We start from the raw sequence: 15,089 nt of genomic DNA, 5'->3' as shown, positions 1-15,089 counted from the left end.
GCCGATTCTGTAGCTCCCTACGAGCGCGCCACGCGAGGTCCGTAGATCCCTCCAGGTCGGGAGCGGGTCAGGTACCGTCGGGTGGAATGAGACTGGACGGAATCCCGCTTTGGGACGGCACTGAACCACGCGGCCCGGTGGACCTCACCTGGGAGCCGGACCGGATCACCGGCGTGACCCCGGCGGCGCCGCGCGACGACGACCTGTGCGTCATCCCCGGCCTGGTGGACACGCACGTCCACCTGATCGGCTACGCGGGCGACGGCTCGGCCGACTTCACCACCTGGCCGCTGGTCACCACCCGCGACGAGCAGGTGCTGCACGGCGTCGCGCACGCCCAGCGGGCCATGCGCCACGGCGTCACGACCCTGCGCGACCTGGCCGGAGACGAGGCGCAGGTGGCCATCCGCCGGGCCTTCGACGCCGGCATCCTGCCCGGCCCGCGCATCCAGGTCCACGGCGTGGTCGGGATGACCGCCGGGCACAACGACCTGTTCGTGCCGCCCGCGTTCCCGCTGCGCAAGCCCACCGCCGACGGCCCGGACGAGTGCCGCAAGCTGGTGCGCGCCTGGGCCCGCGCCGGCATGGACGGCATCAAGCTCACGACCAGCGGCGGCGTGCTGTCCATCGGCGACAAGAGCGTCTGGCGCAACTACACCCGCGAGGAGATCCGGGCCGTCGTCGACGAGGCGCACGCGCTCGGCATGCTCGTCGCCTCGCACGCCCACACCGAGGACGGCATCCGGGTGGCCGTCGAGGAGGGCGTCGACTCCATCGAGCACGGCACGCTGATGAGCCGCGACCTGGCCGAGAAGCTGGCCGCCCAGCGCACCCCGGTCGCGCCCACGCTGCTGATCAACGAGGCCATCACCGAGGGCCGCGTCCCGGTCCCCGAGGACGCCCGGATCAAGGCCGGCGAGCTGGTGGTCCAGCGTGACGCGCTGTTCGCGGAGGCGGCCAGGCTCGGCGTCCGGTTCGTGCTGGGCACCGACGCCAACGGCCACCACGTGCAGTTCGGCGACCAGCTCGCCGAGATCGTGCACATGACCCGGGTGTTCGGCATGGACGCGGGCGCGGCGCTGCGCGCGGCCACCTCCGACGCCGCCGACGCGATCCGCATGCCCGTCGGCCGGATCGCCCCCGGTCTCGGCGCCGACCTGCTCGTGATGCGCGGGCGGCCGTGGGAGCGCATCGAGGACCTGACCGTGGACAACATCGTCGCCGTGGTGTCACGGGGTCACGTCGTCGCCGGCCGCCTCCCCTGACCTGTGCTGTCCTGACCCGAGCTGCCCTGCCCTGAGGGCCAGGTAGAGGTCCGTCCGGTCGCGCATCGACGACATGCGGCGGCCGGTCAGCTCCTCGACCCGCTGCATCCGGTAGCGCAACGTGTTGACGTGCACGTACAGCTCGTCGGCGGCGCGCTGCCAGGAGCCGCACGTCTCCAGGAACACGTCCAGCGTGCGCAGCAGCTCCGAGCCGTGGCGCGCGTCGTACTCCTCGACCGGCCCCAGCAGGTGGTCGCGGAAGGAGCGGCGCACGCCCATCGGCAGCGCGGCCAGCAGCAGGTCGTAGCTGTCGATGTCGGCCACCGACATGATCGACACCGGGCCCTCGCCGTCGCGGGCCGACTCCATGCCCCGGCGCGCGGTCTCCAGCGCCTCGCCGAGCTGCGACACGCTGGCCGTCGCGTCGCTGATGCCGGCCGCGAGCCGCAGCCCCGGCCGGTCGGCCGCCAGGGCACGCAGCTCCTCGCTCAGCGCCTTGCGTGTCGCCCTGCCGTTGACCAGCACGATCGCCTCGTCGGCCCGGCCGCCGACGATCAGGTGGCGGCCCTTCCTGGCCAGCGCCTCGTGCAGCATCGCGGGCAGGTCGTGCCCGCCCGGCCCGCTGACCACCATCGCGGTCGTCGGCAGGCCCGGATCGGCGCCGAGCAGCCGCAGGTGCGCCGACACCTCGCCGGGCGCGATCTGCTGGGAGGCGAGCACGTCCAGCAGCGTCTGCGCGCGGCCCCGCTCGGCCCGGCGACGCTCGGCGGCGAACGCCTCCGCGACCACCGCCTCGGTGATCGCACCGAACGACTGGTCGGGCGCGGCCAGGATCAGCGGCACCCTGCGCCGCTCGCACGCCGTCACCAGCGCCTGCGGCAGCTCGCCCAGCACGATCAGGCCCACGACCAGCCCGGCGACGTCGCTCGCCCACAGCGCGTCGGCGAACCTCTCGCAGTCGGCCGGCTCGCCGTACCAGACCCCGCTGGTCAGCACCAGGTCACCGGGCCGCAGGTAGCGGCGGGGATCGGGCAGGTCCGTCGGGTACGCGCGGCGTACCTCCCGGTCGAGCGTCCCGGTGCCGGTGACGAGCGTCAGCCGGAGGTCGTCACGCGCCAACAGCTCCGCCAACCTCATGAAATCTCATGTTATGCCAGGTCAAACGGCGAAGGTTCGGAGGTTCGCACGATACCTCGGCCGGTCATGGTCGGGTTTACTCGATCCATGCGCGCCAAAGCCGAACTCCACCTGCACATCGAAGGCACCCTCGAACCGGAGCTCGTCGTCGAGCTGGCCCGGCGCAACGGGGTCGCGCTGCCGACCTTCGACGTGGACGCCATCCGGGCGCGCTACGACTTCACGAACCTGCAGTCGTTCCTGGACGTCTACTACGAGAACATGGCGGTCCTGCGCACCGACCGCGACTTCTACGACCTGGCCGCCGCCTACCTGCGGCGGGCCGAGGCGCAGGGCGTGCGGCACGCGGAGATCTTCTTCGACCCGCAGGCCCACCTGGCGCGCGGGGTGCCGCTGGAGGCGGTGTTCGCCGGGCTGACGGGCGCCATCAAGGACGGGCCGTTCTCCGCGTCGCTGATCCTGTGCTTCCTGCGCGACCAGGGCCCGGAGGAGGCCGAGCGGGTGCTGCGGGCGGCGCTGCCGTTCCGGGACCAGTTCATCGGGGTCGGGCTGGACTCGGCCGAGGTCGGCCATCCGCCGTCGCTGTTCCGCCGGGTCTTCGAGCTGGCCGCCGCCGAGGGGCTGCGCCGGGTGGCGCACGCCGGCGAGGAGGGCGGGCCCGACTACGTGTGGGAGGCGCTGGACATCCTGCGCGTGGAGCGGATCGACCACGGCATCCGCGCCATGGAGGACCCGGAGCTGGTGGCGCGCCTGCGCGACGAGCGCATCCCGCTGACCGTGTGCCCGCTGTCGAACGTGCGGCTGCGCGCGGTGCCGTCGCTGCGTGACCACATCCTGCCCGCGATGCTCGACGAGGGCCTGGTCGTGACCGTGAACTCCGACGACCCGGCCTACTTCGGCGGCTACGTCGAGGACAACTACCGCGCCCTGCGCGACGAGCTCGGCCTGACGGAGGCGCAGCTCGACCGCATCGCCCGCGACTCGTTCGCCGCCTCGTTCAGCTACGAGGGCTGACACAGCGACGGGGCCCGCCTCCGGAGAGGCGGGCCCCGTAACGGTGCTTGGGACGACTAGTCCTTCGCGGTCAGGATGTCCGAGAGGACCTGGTTGAGAATGTCCAGGTCAAGGACGTCGTCGTCCGACCCGTTGTTGTTCCACTGCCCCTCGACTTCGTCGTCGTTGTCCTCGCCGAAGTTGTTCCGCTCGCCGTACGCGCGGATGTCGTTGTCGTTGTTGTCGTCGTCCCCATGCGTGGGCCACGCGACCACCGAGGCGGTGTTCATCGCGTAACCTTCGGCGAGCGCGGGACCGCCGCCCAGCATGACCATCCCGCCGACCAGACCGGCCAGGATGAGCCCCGTCTTGTACATACGAATCCCCTTTGTTACCTATCGACTACTCTCCGTCGGTAGCGGGAGGAGATCTTCCCGGTGATCGTCAGCGGCAAACGCCGCTAATCTGCTTTTGACGTGCGGAAACGGTCCTTTTGCGAAGACGGGGGTTAACGCGGTCACGCATTGCGGATCATTGACGAGACACGAAGCGGCCCCAGGCCCAAAGCAACGGGCGGGGGCGCATCAGCGCCCCCGCCCGTCCGCCGCGAACGCGCGAACTCAGCCCTTCAGCCAGCTCATCATCGGGCGCAGCTTGGCGCCGGTCTTCTCGATCGGGTCCTCCGCCAGCTCCTCACGGTGACGGGCGAACTCCTTCTGGCCGCCGTCGAACTCCTCGACGAGCTGCCGGGCGAAGGTGCCGTCCTTGATCTCACCCAGGATGCGGCGCATCTCCTCACGGGTCTCGTCGGTGATGACGCGCGGGCCGCGGGTGTAGCCGCCGTACTCGGCGGTGTCGGACACCGACCAGTACATCTTCGAGATGCCGCCCTCGTACATGAGGTCGACGATGAGCTTCATCTCGTGCAGGCACTCGAAGTAGGCCACCTCCGGCTGGTAGCCGGCCTCGATGAGCGTCTCGAAGCCCGCCTTGATCAGCTCGGAGACGCCGCCGCACAGCACGGCCTGCTCGCCGAACAGGTCGGTCTCGGTCTCCTCGGTGAACGTGGTCTTCAGCGCCCCGGCGCGGGTGCCGCCGATGCCCTTGGCGTAGGAGAGCGCCAGGTCGAGGGCCTTGCCGGAGGCGTCCTTCTCCACCGCGACGAGACACGGGACGCCGCGCCCCGCCTCGAACTGGCGGCGGACGAGGTGGCCGGGGCCCTTGGGGGCGACCATGCACACGTCGACGCCCTCGGGCGCCTCGATGAGGCCGTAGCGGATGTTGAGGCCGTGGCCGAAGAAGAGCGCGTCGCCCTCCTTGAGGTTGGGCGCGACGTGCTCGGCGTAGAGGTGGCGCTGGATGTGGTCCGGCGCCAGGATCATCGTGACGTCGGCCTCCTTCACCGCCTCGCCCGGCGTGAGCACGCGCAGGCCGTCGTTCTCGGCCTTCTCGCGGCTCTTGGAGCCCTCCGGCAGGCCGACGCGCACGTCGACACCGGAGTCACGCAGGGAGAGCGCGTGGGCGTGGCCCTGGCTGCCGTACCCCAGCACGGCCACACGGCGCCCCTGGATGATCGACAGGTCGGCCTGGTCGTCGTAGAAAATCTCGGTCACTTGCTGAAAACCTTTCAGGCGGTACGGTCCAGTGCCCTGAGGGACCGGTCAGTGATGGAACGGGCGCCGCGGCCGATGGCCACCATGCCCGACTGGACGAGCTCTTTGATCCCGAACGGCTCCAGGACCTTGACGAAGGCCTCGAGCTTGTCGGGAGTGCCGGTGACCTCGATGGTCACCGCGTCGGCCGCCACGTCCACGCAGCGCGCACGGAAGAGCTGGACGAGCTCCAGCACGTGCGAGCGGCTGTCGGCGTCGGCCTTGACCTTGATCAGCATGAGCTCGCGCTGAACGGACTGCGAGGTGTCGAGCTCCACTATCTTCAGCACGTTCACCAGCTTGTTGAGCTGTTTGGTGACCTGCTCCAGCGGCAGCTCCTCGACGCTGACCACGATCGTCATACGGGAGATGTCGTCGTGCTCGGTGGGCCCGACGGCCAGCGAGTCGATGTTGAAGCCCCGCCTGCTGAACAGCGCGGACACCCGGGCGAGCACACCCGGCTTGTTCTCCACGAGCACAGAAAGCGTGTGTCTACTCATCGTCGCTCTCCCACTTCGGCGCCATGTCACGGGCGATCTTGATGTCGTCGTTGCTCGTGCCGGCCGCGACCATGGGCCAGACCATGGCGTCCTGGTGGACGACGAAGTCGACCACCACGGGCACGTCGTTGATCTCCATGGCCTTCTTGATGGTCGCGTCGACGTCTTCGGGACGCTCGCACCGCAGGCCAACACAACCATAGGCCTCCGCCAGCTTGACGAAGTCGGGGATGCGGCGGGTCGCCTGCAGGTCGGTGTTGGAGTAGCGCTGGTCGTAGAAGAGGGTCTGCCACTGGCGGACCATGCCCAGGTTGCCGTTGTTGATGACGGCGATCTTGACGGGCACGCCTTCCAGCGCGCAGGTGGCGAGCTCCTGGTTGGTCATCTGGAAGCAGCCGTCGCCGTCGATGGCCCACACGACGTCGTCCGGGCGGCCCATCTTGGCGCCCATCGCCGCCGGCACCGCGAAGCCCATCGTGCCGGCGCCGCCGGAGTTGATGAACCGGCCCGGCCTCTCGTAGCGGACGAACTGCGAGGCCCACATCTGGTGCTGGCCGACGCCCGCCACGTAGTAGGCGTCGGGACCGACGATGGCGCTCAGCCGCTCCATGACGTACTGCGGGGCCAGCGAGCCGTCCTCGAACTCCTCGTAGCCCAGCGGGTAGGTCTGCTTGTAGCCGTTGAGGATCGTCCACCACTCGTCGTAGTCGCCCTGGACCCCGGCGGCCTCGACGGCGGCGATCAGGTCGCCGATGACCTCCTTGCAGTCGCCCACGATCGGCACGTCGGCGTGGCGGTTCTTGGAGATCTCCGCCGGGTCGATGTCCGCGTGGACGACCTTGGCGTAGGGCGCGAACGTGGACAGCTGCCCGGTGACGCGGTCGTCGAAGCGGACGCCCAGCCCGATGAGCAGGTCGGCCTGCTGGAGCGCGCCCACGGCCGAGACGCTGCCGTGCATGCCCGGCATGCCCATGTGCTGCGGGTGACTGTCGGGGAACGTGCCGCGCGCCATCAGCGTCGTCACGACCGGGATGCGCGTCAGCTCGGCCAGCCGGATCAGCTCCTCGGAGGCGCGGGCCTTGTGCACGCCGCCGCCCACGTAGAGCACCGGGCGGCGGGCCTCGGCGATCAGCTTGGCCGCCTCGCGGATCTGCTTGGAGTGCGGCCGGGTCACCGGCCGGTAGCCGGGCAGCTGCATCGTCGGCGGCCAGCTGAACGTGGTCTCCGCCTGCAGGGCGTCCTTGGCGATGTCGACCAGCACCGGGCCGGGACGGCCGGTGGAGGCGATGTGGAACGCCTCCATGATCGTGCGGGCGATGTCAGCCGGGTCGGTGACCAGGAAGTTGTGCTTGGTGATCGGCATGGTGATGCCGGAGATGTCGGCTTCCTGGAAGGCGTCCGTGCCGATCGACTTGCTCGCCACCTGCCCGGTGATCGCCACGATCGGCACCGAGTCCATGTACGCGTCGGCGATGGGCGTCACCAGGTTGGTCGCCCCCGGGCCGCTGGTCGCCATGCACACGCCGACCTTGCCGGTGGCCTGCGCGTAACCCTCGGCCGCGTGGCCGGCGCCCTGCTCGTGCCGTACGAGCACGTGCCGGACCTTGGTCGAGTCGTAGAGGGGATCGTAGGCCGGGAGGATGGCGCCGCCCGGGATCCCGAACACGGTGTCGACTCCCACGTGCTCCAGCGCCCTGACCAGGGCCTGTGCACCTGTCATCCGTTCGGTCATCGGCTCGTTCCTTGCGTGGTCACACGTTCAGGACATAAAAAATGCCCCTCCCCGCCGGACGAACGGCGGGGCTGGGGCGGCGCGCAGGTCGGAGTGCTTCGCTAACGGCCTGCGCGCCGGCGAAGTACTACGAGAATCCCACTGCGAAGCATGTCTAACACCATAGCTGGTCGGAAGCACCAGGTGTCAACTTGGTGAGAAACACGTCTCACACGGTGAGACTCGTCCTCATCAGCGAGTCGACGCCCCTGGCCGCCATGGGCCGCGCGACCAGGAAGCCCTGGCCCTTCATGCAGCCCATCTCACGCAGCAGCTCAAGCTGCTCCGGGCGTTCGATGCCCTCGGCGACCACGGTCAGGCCCAGGTCGTGGCCGAGCCGCACGATCGTGCGGGTGAGCAGCGTCAGCGTGTCGTCGCGGCCCAGCCCGGACACGAACGACGGGTCGATCTTGATCATGTCGACCGGGAGCTGCCTGAGGAACGCCAGCGAGGCGTAGCCGGTGCCGAAGTCGTCGATCGCCAGCCGCACGCCGAGAGCGCGCAGCTCCGACAGCCGCTTGACCGTCTCCTCGGCGTCCTCGACGAGCATCTCCTCGATCACTTCGAGGGTCAGCGCGGAGGCGGGCAGCCCGCTCTCCTCCAGCGCCTCCCGCACGGTCTCGACGAAGCGGGGCGCGGTGATCTGCCGGGCCGACAGGTTGAGCGACAGCCCGATGTCCCAGGACGAGGCCCGCCAGGCGGCCACCTCACGGCACGCCTCGCGCAGGATCCACTCGCCGAGCGGCACGATCAGCCCGGTGTCCTCGGCCGGGCCGAGGAACTGGTCGGGCGGCACGAACACCGAGCCGCGCCACCAGCGCACCAGCGCCTCGACCGCGGTCACCCGCGAGGTCGCCAGGTCGACCACCGGCTGGTACTCGATCGCGAACTGCTGCTCGATCAGCGCCCGCTGCAGGTCGGCGGCCAGCTCCAGGCGGCGCAGCACGTCGGCGTGCATCTGCGCGGCGAACACCTCGACCCGGCGCCCGCCCAGCTCCTTGGCCCGCGCCATGGCCACGTCGGCGTTGCGGATCAGGTCGCCGGCGGGCAGGTCGTCCTCGGCGAAGGCCACGCCGACGCTGGCGGTCAGCGCCACGTCACGGTCGGCCACCCGGAACGGCTCCTGCGAGACCGCCCGCACCAGCCGCTCGGCGAGGTCGACGGCGAGCTGCGCCTCCCCGCCGGTCTCCAGCAGCACGGCGAACTCGTCGCCGCCCCACCGGGCCAGCGTGTCGTCGTGGCGCACCGCGCCGCGCAGCCGGCGCGCGGCCTGGCCGAGCAGGTAGTCGCCGCTGGCGTGGCCCACCGAGTCGTTGACCGAGGTGAACCCGTCGAGGTCGAGGAAGATGACGGCGACCTGGCCGACGCTGCGTCCGGTCAGCACCTCGCGGGTGCGCTCCTCGAAGTAGGAGCGGTTGGGCAGCCCGGTGATGCCGTCGTGGAAGGTCAGGTGGGCGACCTGGTTGCGCAGGGCTTCCTCGTCGCTGATGTCGCGGGTGGTGACCAGGACCTGGTCCTCGCCGCCCGCGTGGCGGGTGGCGACCGACTCGGTGGGTCGCCAGGTGCCGTCGGCGGCCCGTACCCGGCAGGCGATGAGGCAGGCGCCGGGGCTGGCCTCCTCGTCGTCGCCGTCGGGGCCCATGCCGTGCAGCGCCGACTGGATGTGCGGCACGTCCTCGGGGTGGATGTAGTCGAAGATCGACCCGCCGATCACGTCCTCGGGGCGGTAGCCGTAGGTGACCTCGATGCCGTCGCCGATCTCGTGCACCATGCCGTCGTAGTCGCAGATGAGCACCACGTCGCCGGTGCTCTCGGCCAGCTCGCGCAGCTGCGTGTCGCCGAGCGAGACGAGCGTGCGCAGCCGCGCGTTGGCCCCCGACAGCACGAACACGCGCAGCAGCAGGAGCAGCACGACGGAGGCGGCGACCGCCACGACGCCGGTGGCGGGGGGCTGGCGCATGCCGCCGGCCAGGTGCGCGAGCATCGTGACGGTGGCGACGGCGACCAGCGCCAGCGGCAGCGCGTCCACCAGGTTGTCAGGCGCCTGCGCGGCGGTGACCTGGCGCGGGCGCAGCCAGGGCACGGCGGCCAGCAGCAGGAAGGCCACCGGCGTGATGACCATGCTCCACACGGGCGGCGCGCCGCCGTCGAGCCGGGCCACGGCGGTCGCCATGCCGGCCACGGTCGTGGTGGCGAGCACGCCCACGCTCGCCAGGCCGAGCGGCCACGCGGCGGAGCGCACCGCGGCCACGGACGGCGCCACGGCGCAGGTCGCCACCAGTGCGAGCATCGGCGGCAGCATGGCGAAGGCGAACAGCGCGGGGTCGGCGGTCGCCTCGTAGACGTGGCGCAGCGCCACCACCCAGCCGATCAGGAACAGCGAGGCGGCGCACAGGTAGGCGTCGATGAGCTGTCTCAGCACCAGGGCGGCAGGCGGCCTGCGCCCGGCCGCGACGAGCGCGCCGCCTCCGGTCAGCACGGTGCCGAGCAGCACGAGCAGCTCGGCGAAGCTCACCATGAACGTGGAGCTGTCGGTGAACGGCCGCAGCGCCACGCCGGCGGCCCAGATGGCGGCGCCACCGGCCATCCAGCGGATGCCGAGTGCCGCCGAGGGGTGCTCGGCCGGCCGCACCGAGGCGGCCAGCAGTGACACGGTGGCCAGCAGCGCGGCGAGGCAGCCGGCGACCGCGCCGATGACGAGGGCCGGGCCGCCCGCAAGGAGCGCAGCCGCGAACCCCGCGGCACCGATCGCCGCCGCGGCGGTCAGCGGTGCCCGTGGATCACGCCAGCGGATCACAGTCGTCGCCCATCCCGTCTCGAACCCTGCTCCCGTGAACCGCCGGTCGGCGGTGCACATCGCCAGTGTGTGCGGTCGGTGGTGCGCGGGTGGTGACAACGCCGATGTCGTCACCGATCTGATAACCACACGGACCTGATTGCCGCCAGGATTTCCTTGACAGGAAGTCAGGAAACCTTGGTTAGACGCCACCGTACGCACCGCAGGTCACGGACCAGCCACGGTCCGGATTCCTCTCAATACGCGTCGGTGATGACGTTGTCGAGCGGCTCGCCCGCGAGATAGCGCGTCAATTGCGCGCGCATGAGCCGGAGCATGCGGCGGTCGGAGGCGGGCGTGCTGCCCGCCACGTGCGGCGTGATGAAGACGCCCGGCGCGCTCCACAGGGGGTGACCGGCCGGCAGCGGCTCGGGCGCGGTCACGTCGAGCGCGGCCCGCAGCCTGCCGCTCTTGAGCTCGGCGAGCAGGGCGTCGGTGTCGACGACGCCGCCCCTGGCCGCGTTGACCAGCACCGCGCCGTCCTTCATCCGCGACAGGAACGCGGCGTCGGCCATGCCGGCGGTGTCGGGCGTGGCGGGCACGAGCAGCACCACGACGTCGGCCCCGGGCAGCAGGGCGGGCAGCTCGGCCATGCCGTGGACGCCCTCGCGGGCGCTCCTGGCGACCCGGACGACCTCGACCTCGAAGCCGTCGAGGCGGCGTTCGAGCGCCTGCCCGATGGAGCCGTAGCCGACGATCAGCACGGTGGAGTCGGCCAGCACGCCGGTGTGGCGGTAGGTCCACTCGCCCCGGCGCTGGGCGTCGGTGAAGCCGGGGAACTCGCGCAGCACTGCGATCATCGCGCCGACGGCCCACTCGGCGGTGCCCGCGTCGTGCACGCCGCGCGCGTTGCACAGCACCGCGCCCTCCGGCAGGTGCGGCCGGTAGGCGTCCACGCCCGCGGTGACGGTCTGGACCAGACGCAGCGACCGCATCCGCGCCAGCGTGCCCGGCACGTCCGGCACGGTGACCAGGGGCGGGATCCACACTTCGACGTCCTCGATCCCGTCGGGCTCCGGCCCGGTGCCGTCGTACACGGAGCACGCCACACCCGGCAGATCGGACAGGACTTCGGCGACCGGCTCGTACGGGACCCAGATCTTCATGCGGGAAACTTTATGGCTCGGGGGCAAGTATGGGAGACATGAGGGCACTCTGGCTGACCATGCTCGCGGTGGCGCTCGCCGCCTGTTCCGGCGCGGGCGGGGTGCCGCCGGCCGCCTCTGACCAGGGCGGGGGGCCGCCGGCCGCCTCGGCACGCGGCGGGCCGTCGCCCGGCGAGCCGCGCGTGGTGGCGCGCGACCTGGCCGTGCCGTGGGCGATCGCGTTCCTGCCGGGCGGCGACGCGCTGGTGACCGAGCGCGACTCGGCCAGGCTGCTGCGGGTCACCCCGGCGGGCCGGGCGCGGGAGCTGGCCGTGATCGAGGGCGTGACGCCCGGCGGCGAGGGCGGGCTGATGGGCGTGGCGGTCAAGGGTGAGCAGGTGTTCGTGTACTGCACGGCCGCCTCCGACAACCGGATCGTCCGCTACCGGCTGACCGGCGACACGCTGTCGGAGCCGCGGGTGATCGTCCAGGGCATCCCGAAGGGGACCGTCCACAACGGCGGGCGGCTGGCGTTCGGCCCCGACGGCCACCTGTACGCCACCACCGGCGAGACCGGCGACCGGTCCCTGTCGCAGGACCGCGACTCGCTCGCGGGCAAGATCCTGCGCATGACGGCCGACGGGCGGCCGGCTCCCGGCAACCCGTTCGGCACGCTCGTCTACAGCCTGGGCCACCGCAACGTGCAGGGCCTGGCCTGGGACGGCTCGGGCCGGCTGTACGCCTCCGAGTTCGGCGCCGACGCCCACGACGAGCTCAACCTGATCGAGGCGGGCGGCAACTACGGCTGGCCGGAGGTGGAGGGCCGGGGCGGCGCCCCGGAGTTCACCGATCCGGTCGTCACCTGGGACACCTCCGAGGCGTCACCGTCCGGTCTGGCGTTCGCCGGCGGCTCGCTGTGGATGGGCGCGCTGCGCGGCGAACGGCTGTGGCAGATCCCGCTGGCCGCCGACGGCTCGCCGGGCACGCCGGTCGCGCACTACGGCGGCACGTACGGCAGGCTACGCGCGGTGACCGCCGCCCCCGGCGGCGGGCTGTGGGTGGGCACCAGCAACAGGGACGGCCGGGGCGAGCCGCGCGTGGGCGACGACCGGATCCTCGCGGTCACGCCCTAGCCGGTGCACACCACCTGGGCCTGGGGGCGGTACTTCGTGGTGACCTTCTTGTCCCGCTTGATCTCTTCGCCGTCGCGGATGAAGACCCGGGTGACGTCGACGGTGAAGCCCTGCTGGCCGGTGGTGGGCCTGCAGCCGGCGGCGTCGCTGGTTTCACGGCGGAACGGGGTGAACTCCCGCCGGTCGGACTCGACAGCCTTGATCTCGTCGTAGCGCCTGGTGCTCCACAGCACGACGGACACCGACGTGGCCGTGGACGAGGTCTTGATCAGCACCCCGTGGTCGGAGTCGTTGCGCCACTTCAGGTCCAGGTCGGGGTAGAGCAGCGCGGCGTCGCGGCCCGCCGGGTAGCGGGCGGAGAAGTAGTCCATCGGCGTGTGCTCGACGTCCTCGAAGCCGCCGTAGTAGGCGGCGTTGTAGAGGGCGGTGGCGAACTGGGAGGCCCCGCCGCCCATGATCGTGAGCGTCCGGCCGCCGACGATCTGGTCGGCCGGCACGTAGCCGCCCTCGGCGGTGCGCTCCCCCACCAGCTCGTTGAGCGAGAACGTCTCGCCGGGCTTGACCAGGACCCCGTCGACCTGCTCGGCCATCCGGCGGATGTTGGTCACGCGCGGCAGGCAGCAGTCGAAGGTCGTGGTGAACGACGACACCGTCTCCTTGATGCCGAGGTCGGCCACCTGCTCGGTGGTGACCTCGGGCGGGGCGTCGGCCAGCGCCACGGGGACGACCCGGTTCCCGCCGCTCCGCACCAGCTTGACCACGTCGCGGGCGAGCGCCTTGGCGTTGACGCCCCGGCCCTCGCGCGAGGGCACGAGCACGGGCTTGCCGTTCACGATCTCGTACGTGGCGTCGCGCGGCACCTGGGTCGCGTCCACCAGGCTGCTCTCGACGGTGGCCAGCGCCCCCTTGGCGTCGAAGTCGGGCCGCAGCCCCCCGTCGCCGTCGGGCACGAAGGTGAGGTTGGCGGCGATCGTGGCCGGGGTGAGCTGCGCCTGCTTGCCGCCGAGGGTCAGCGTGATGGGCGCGGACACCGCCCGCCTGGCCTGCGCGGTGGCCTTCTGGACGGCGCGGGCGCTGGTGGCGGGCTCGGCGGGCACCAGGCTGACGATCGCGGTGCCGGTGCCGTTCAGGAAGGCCTCGCTGATCACGCGGACCGCCTCGCCGCGGTCGAGCAGCGCGCCCGAGCGCGGCTGCGTCGCCACCGGGCGCAGCCCCTTGTACGTGACGCGGCCCTCGTGCGGCCGCCGGTCGACGGTCTCGGCCAGCGCCTCGACGGTCCTGGTGAGCTGGGAGGGGTCGACGGTGACCTTCGGCTCGATGTCGGTCGTGGTGGTGAGCGCCCGCCACACCTCGATCGGGCTGGGGAAGCCGCTGGGCGCCTGGCCGATCGTGGCCACCACGTCGAGCTCCAGCCCGGCCTCGTCGGGCTGGATGGTGTCCTTGCGCCCGCCGAGGTCGACGACGACGGGCTTGTTGAGCTTGACGGCGAGCTCGCTGCGCAGCTTGTCGGCCGCCTGGGTGACGGTCATGCCGCCGATGTCGACGCCGCCCACCCGGGTCCCGCGCAGCACGGCGTCGGACATGAGCACGGCCGGGACCAGGTAGGCCAGGGCGAGGGCGAGCAGCACGAGCACGGCGATGCCGGGCAGCAGGCGGCGCTTGCGCGGCGGGTCGGCGTCGGGCGCCGGGGGCCGCTCCAGCGGCGTGCGCATGCCGAACGGCGGCGGCTCGGACCCGTTGCCGTTGACCGGCCAGGGCTGCGACGCGGTCGGCACCGGGGGCAGGGTGCCGCTCTTGGGCGGCTCCTGCGGGCGGGGCTCCTGCGCCGGCTGCTCCTGCGGGCCGAAGATGTCGCGGGAGACGCCCGGGGGCAGGCCCTCGATCTTCGGCTTCCTGCTGGTGCCGCGCGAGGGCAGGGGCACCGAGGCGAACGGGTCGGTCGGTGATTCGATCGGTCCGGCGTTACGCACGCCTCAATCTCCTCCCGTTCCGCAGCCAAGTCTCAGGCAACAGTAAGGCACGAGGGTCGGCATATGTCACGAGAAAAGACTACGGAACTGTGTCAGCCGAGCCAGCGGTACCGGTGCTCAGGACGCCCGGCCGTGCCGTAGCGGGGCCGCAGCTCCGCCCGCCCTCCCGCGCACAGGTGTTCGAGGTAGCGGCGGGCGCTGACCCGCGACAGGCCCGCGAGCTGCGCCGTCTCGGCCGCCGACAGGTCGCGGCCGGCGTCGCGCAGGGTGTCGGCGACCAGCGCGCAGGTGGCGGGGGACAGCCCCTTGGGCAGCGGCGCGGCGGCGGCCGGCGTGCCGAACAGGCGGTCCACGTCGTCCTGGCGGGCCTCGGGGCCGATGGCGTGGAGCCGCCGCCGGGTGTCGGCGTAGTGGCGCAGCCGCTCGGTCAGCGCGTCGGCGGTGAACGGCTTGATCAGGTAGTTGATCGCGCCGCCGCGCATCGCCGCGCGGACCGTGGGCACGTCGCGGGCGGCGCTGATCACGAGCACGTCGACGCCGCTCAGCGCCTGCAACACCGCCAGGCCCGACATGTCGGGCAGGTAGATGTCGAGCAGCACCAGGTCCGGCCGGTGCTCGGTCACCGCCGCGAGCGCCCCGGCGCCGTTGCCGACCGTCGCGACGACCTCGAAGCCGGGCACCCGCGCCACGTAGGCGCCGTGCACGCGCGCCACCATGAAGTCGTCGTCCACCACCAGCACGCGGATG

At 71.8% G+C, this 15,089-nt stretch carries 12 protein-coding genes; 3 read left to right on the top strand and 9 right to left on the bottom strand.

Going from position 1 to position 15,089, the window contains the following annotated elements:
- Positions 1-86 precede the first annotated feature (86 nt).
- Positions 87-1,265, top strand: coding sequence for an amidohydrolase family protein (locus tag AB0G11_RS18215; RefSeq protein ID WP_219501107.1), 1,179 nt, complete (start codon positions 87-89; stop codon positions 1,263-1,265).
- On the opposite strand, the gene AB0G11_RS18210 is transcribed toward AB0G11_RS18215, so the two are convergent.
- Positions 1,230-2,402, bottom strand: coding sequence for a helix-turn-helix domain-containing protein (locus AB0G11_RS18210; RefSeq protein ID WP_357586883.1), 1,173 nt, complete (start codon positions 2,400-2,402; stop codon positions 1,230-1,232). The genes AB0G11_RS18215 and AB0G11_RS18210 overlap by 36 nt on opposite strands.
- Positions 2,403-2,489: 87 nt before the next feature.
- Here AB0G11_RS18210 and AB0G11_RS18205 point away from each other — a divergent pair, with 87 nt between their 5' ends.
- The gene (locus tag AB0G11_RS18205) at positions 2,490-3,416 is read left to right on the top strand and encodes an adenosine deaminase (protein WP_219501102.1); all 927 of its coding nucleotides are present in this window, start codon (positions 2,490-2,492) and stop codon (positions 3,414-3,416) included.
- A 56-nt stretch (positions 3,417-3,472) separates the two neighbouring features.
- On the opposite strand, the gene AB0G11_RS18200 is transcribed toward AB0G11_RS18205, so the two are convergent.
- The 6 genes from AB0G11_RS18200 to AB0G11_RS18175 all read right to left on the bottom strand — a co-directional run bounded on the left by AB0G11_RS18200 (position 3,473) and on the right by AB0G11_RS18175 (position 11,260).
- On the bottom strand, positions 3,473-3,772 hold the full coding sequence (locus AB0G11_RS18200) for a hypothetical protein (protein ID WP_049556833.1): 300 nt from the start codon (positions 3,770-3,772) through the stop codon (positions 3,473-3,475).
- Positions 3,773-4,015: 243 nt separating this feature from the next.
- The gene (ilvC, locus tag AB0G11_RS18195) at positions 4,016-4,999 is read right to left on the bottom strand and encodes a ketol-acid reductoisomerase (RefSeq protein WP_219501234.1); all 984 of its coding nucleotides are present in this window, start codon (positions 4,997-4,999) and stop codon (positions 4,016-4,018) included.
- 23 nt (positions 5,000-5,022) lie between these two features.
- Positions 5,023-5,547, bottom strand: coding sequence for an acetolactate synthase small subunit (ilvN, locus tag AB0G11_RS18190; protein ID WP_219501098.1), 525 nt, complete (start codon positions 5,545-5,547; stop codon positions 5,023-5,025).
- Positions 5,540-7,279: an acetolactate synthase large subunit gene (locus AB0G11_RS18185; RefSeq protein ID WP_219501082.1), complete on the bottom strand. Its 1,740-nt coding sequence runs from the start codon at positions 7,277-7,279 to the stop codon at positions 5,540-5,542. The genes ilvN and AB0G11_RS18185 overlap by 8 nt, the downstream gene beginning before the upstream one ends.
- Positions 7,280-7,487: 208 nt before the next feature.
- Positions 7,488-10,115 (bottom strand): EAL domain-containing protein, encoded by a 2,628-nt coding sequence (locus tag AB0G11_RS18180; RefSeq protein WP_308125625.1) that lies wholly within the window; start codon positions 10,113-10,115, stop codon positions 7,488-7,490.
- 236 nt (positions 10,116-10,351) lie between these two features.
- Complete coding sequence (locus AB0G11_RS18175; RefSeq protein WP_357586881.1) at positions 10,352-11,260, bottom strand: 2-hydroxyacid dehydrogenase; 909 nt, start codon at positions 11,258-11,260, stop codon at positions 10,352-10,354.
- A gap of 38 nt (positions 11,261-11,298) precedes the next feature.
- Between AB0G11_RS18175 and AB0G11_RS18170 the strand changes: the two genes are divergently transcribed.
- Positions 11,299-12,372 (top strand): PQQ-dependent sugar dehydrogenase, encoded by a 1,074-nt coding sequence (locus tag AB0G11_RS18170; RefSeq protein ID WP_357586879.1) that lies wholly within the window; start codon positions 11,299-11,301, stop codon positions 12,370-12,372.
- On the opposite strand, the gene AB0G11_RS18165 is transcribed toward AB0G11_RS18170, so the two are convergent.
- Both AB0G11_RS18165 and AB0G11_RS18160 read right to left on the bottom strand, forming a co-directional pair.
- Positions 12,369-14,342, bottom strand: a complete 1,974-nt coding sequence (locus tag AB0G11_RS18165; protein ID WP_219501069.1) for a VanW family protein — start codon at positions 14,340-14,342, stop codon at positions 12,369-12,371. The two genes, AB0G11_RS18170 and AB0G11_RS18165, sit on opposite strands and share 4 nt — an antisense overlap.
- Positions 14,343-14,434: 92 nt before the next feature.
- Positions 14,435-15,058 carry a response regulator gene (locus AB0G11_RS18160; RefSeq protein ID WP_246644193.1) on the bottom strand — a complete coding sequence of 208 codons (624 nt, stop codon included), beginning with the start codon at positions 15,056-15,058 and terminating at the stop codon, positions 14,435-14,437.
- Positions 15,059-15,089: the final 31 nt, after the last annotated feature.

The sequence above is a fragment of the Nonomuraea sp. NPDC023979 genome (genome assembly GCF_040639085.1).
Taxonomy (GTDB): Bacteria; Actinomycetota; Actinomycetes; order Streptosporangiales; family Streptosporangiaceae; genus Nonomuraea; species Nonomuraea ceibae.
This window is presented reverse-complemented; position numbering and strand designations above follow the sequence as displayed.